Annotated in this window: 3 protein-coding genes and 1 pseudogene; all 4 read right to left on the bottom strand. The window is 64.2% G+C overall.

Annotated elements, in window-relative coordinates:
• On the bottom strand, positions 1-1,440 hold a 1,440-nt coding region (locus tag VIQ49_RS00030), incomplete at its 3' end, for a protein kinase domain-containing protein (protein ID WP_331879729.1).
• Entirely contained in the window at positions 1,433-2,167 is a 735-nt protein-coding gene (locus VIQ49_RS00035; protein WP_331879731.1) for a PP2C family serine/threonine-protein phosphatase, read from the bottom strand. The genes VIQ49_RS00030 and VIQ49_RS00035, both read right to left, overlap by 8 nt.
• Positions 2,167-2,673, bottom strand: coding sequence for an FHA domain-containing protein (locus VIQ49_RS00040; RefSeq protein WP_331879732.1), 507 nt, complete (start codon positions 2,671-2,673; stop codon positions 2,167-2,169). The genes VIQ49_RS00035 and VIQ49_RS00040 overlap by 1 nt, the downstream gene beginning before the upstream one ends.
• Positions 2,670-3,044, bottom strand: a pseudogene (locus VIQ49_RS00045) (radical SAM protein); the annotation flags it as partial. The gene VIQ49_RS00040 and the pseudogene VIQ49_RS00045, both read right to left, overlap by 4 nt.

Below are 3,044 nucleotides of genomic sequence, written 5' to 3' on the forward strand. Positions count from 1 at the left end.
ATCGGTCGCGCGGCCGACGAGGTCCTGCCAGTTCGCCTCGATCATCCGGTAAGTCGATCGTGCACCGGCATTGGCGACGCTTCCGATGATGTCGGCCTGGAAGAGGGCATCGATGACCTCGGTGTGACCATTCTGTACCAACCGTCGAAGGTCTGCGGGTGTGCCGATCGGTTGCGAGCGGAACGTCAAGGCCGCACCGGGCGCCATCCGAGCGACGAAGTAGGCGAGCTTCGCATCGGGGTCCCAGTTGTGTTGACGCAACTCGGAGTAGTCGTCACCGGTGCGGGCGTCGTCCCGCAGCCATGCGATCAGGCGATCCGTACCTTTGCCGCTGAGCATGCGGGCCGCATCCTGGGGTCGGGCAGCCATTGCCTCGCCGAGCTGCTGTGGTGAGGTGAACTCGCCCACACCGGCGAATGCGAAGGGTTCGACTGTGGTTGCGCCTGCGCTGGCAGGGTCGCCGTGCGGGGGATTCTGCGGCTGGACGTTCCGAAACACTTCGGGGTTTCCACCAGTCAGCCACGACTCGACCTGCGTTGCCCCCCAGCGCTTGTCCGGGTCCCGGGTGAGCAGGCCTGCCAACAGCAGCTTCCAGCGCTCACGTCGCACTGCGGGCATTTCTAGTCTGTCGATCTCCGACAATGAGATATCCCGGGATATCAGATCTGCCTCGATGGCACGCTGGTTCGCCCATCGATCGTCATCGATCTGGAAGTAGCCTCGTCCGACAAGCACCGTGTACATAACCATGCCCAGACTCCACCAGTCGCCCGCAGCGCCCTTGACGCGCATGATCTCCGGAGCGTTGTAGGCGGTTGTTCCCTGGCCGAGGTTGCTCAGCGTGGAGCGTTCGCCTAGGTCGATGGTCAATCCGAAGTCCGCCAGCACAAGCTCGACGTCATCGACGTCGCGGACCAAGATGTTGCGCGGCTTGATATCGCCATGCACGACCTTGCCGCGCTCTCCTTGGAGCGACTTGAGGCACCAAGCAAGGCGCCGGAGCACCTGGGTGGCGATCTCATCGGATCGACCGCGCTGCTCGACGAACTCCTCGAGTGTGCCGTGTGGGCAATACTCCATCACCTCGTAGTGCAGTTCGGTGCCGGCCACCTGGTCACAGTGCCGGCCGAGCACCTCGACGGTCCACTCGCGGGAGAAATGTTGTCGGTACGCGGGGGAATCGAACTCGAACGCGTATTTCGGGGGCCGGTAGTACTCCTTGACGGCCTGGCCGCGACCGGATCCCGCGGTGCACAGCCACACTCGCGCCTCGGCACCGGATCCCAGTTTTCTGATCACGCGGTAGCCCTTGGCCACCAGCGTCGGCGGAATCGGTTGGTGATCGGGATGCTGATTGGGTGACCCGCCCGATCCCTCGATGAACGTCTCCGCTGCGCCGCCCGGCGGCGGGTCACCTTCGAGGAAAGTCTCGTCAGCCACGATCGCTGTCCCCTTCGATCATCGACACTTGAAGAATCGACACATTGTCGCCCCCCTTCCCCGACAGAGCGAGGTCGCGCAGGCCCGTCACGAGGTGGGGGCCGCCGCGCAGCACGAGAGCTTCGATGTCGGAGAACTCCGCGTAGTCGTCGAGGCCGTCGGTGCACAGCAGTAGGCCCGGCCCGCTCGGAAGGTCGCACGAGAAGTAGTCGGGCTCGAGGATCACCCTTCGACCACCACCGAGCGCCTGAGTCAGACCGCCCGAGACCGGGTGGCGGTGGTCGACCGAGAGTTGGGCGAGATAGCGTCCCTCGATTCGGTAGCACCGGGAGTCGCCGACGTTGAAGACGAGTGCGCTGCCGTCCGGACGAACCACCACACCGACCGAGGTGCATCCCATGCCCGTGAGATCGGGGCGGTGCTCTGCTGCCGTATTGATGGCGTCCGACGCCTGCTGCAGCAGAGCGGTGACCCCCGTTTCGGTGGGATCCACGCAGGCGCCGGGCGCGGTGAGTAGTGTGGTCGCGAGCCGACTCGCTGTCTCCCCACCCGCGTGACCCCCCATTCCGTCACAGACGACGACTACGAGGGGCTCGGCGATCGTGAGCTCGAGTGAAAGTGGTTGGGTCACTTCGCCGTTCATGGCCCAGCCCGACCATCCCAGGCAGTCCTCGTTGTGGTCGCGCACCAGGCCGCGGTGCGTCACCGCTGAGATTCGCACGCGCATCAGCGCTCCCACAGGATGTCGACGGGCACATTGGATGCCAGCCGGAGTGTCTGGCCGGGGCGTAGCTCGTACTCGGTATCGGCCGGCAGTCGCTGATCGTTGACGAAAGTTCCATTGCTCGAGTTGGTATCGGTGACGAAAAGGCGCTCACCGTCGAACCGCAACTCTGCATGGAAGCGGGAGATGTTCGATGCAGCCGTGAAAACTTCCGCTGTCTCCAGGTTTTCATTTCGGCCCAACCGCACCCTCTGCCCATGTTCTATCGTGTGCCGACGACCGCACGCCAGGATGTCGATTCCAGCTCGCCCGCGTTCACCACCTTCGAGTACCGTCTCGCCCCCGGCGGGGACGGCGGACTCTTCCCGTAGTGGTGTGGAGGGCGCCACACGGTCCAGGTCCCACAGGTTCTGCAGGCAATGACTGCATTGGGAGTAGGTGTTGCGGTCCCACTCGATGTCACAGCTACAGGTGACCAGGTCGGGTTCCAGCGGGTACTCCTCAGTCACCCCAGCCAAGTTGTTCTCCCTACAGCAATCCCTCGCTCGGTCAAAGACTGTGTCAACCGTGTGAGGTCGCCGGGCTTCGGTATGCCCACCAGCCACACCGCTCGGTCGTCGACATGTACGGACAGTTGCTCGCGCTGTGGGCAGTATGTCGCCTCGAACGCATCCAGTGGATATCGCTCCTGCGCGAGCCTGGATAGCCGGTGCACCCGTTGATTGCCCGAACCGCGCAGCGCATGTGCTCCGGCGCGGGTGCCGTCGTAGGGGTCGGTGATCAACAGGTCGACACGTTCCCACAGCCAGGGGAACTGCTCCTCGAGAGACTCCGTCGTCCTGCCGGAATACAGCAGGATGTCGGCTGTGTCGCGTCGTGG

The sequence above is a fragment of the Williamsia sp. genome, assembly GCF_036566845.1.
Taxonomy (GTDB): Bacteria; Actinomycetota; Actinomycetes; order Mycobacteriales; family Mycobacteriaceae; genus Williamsia.

Coding starts and splice junctions, on each gene's coding strand:
- VIQ49_RS00035 (WP_331879731.1), bottom strand. CDS start 2,167: ATGCGCGTGCGAATCTCAGCGGTGACGCACCGCGGCCTGGTGCGCGAC.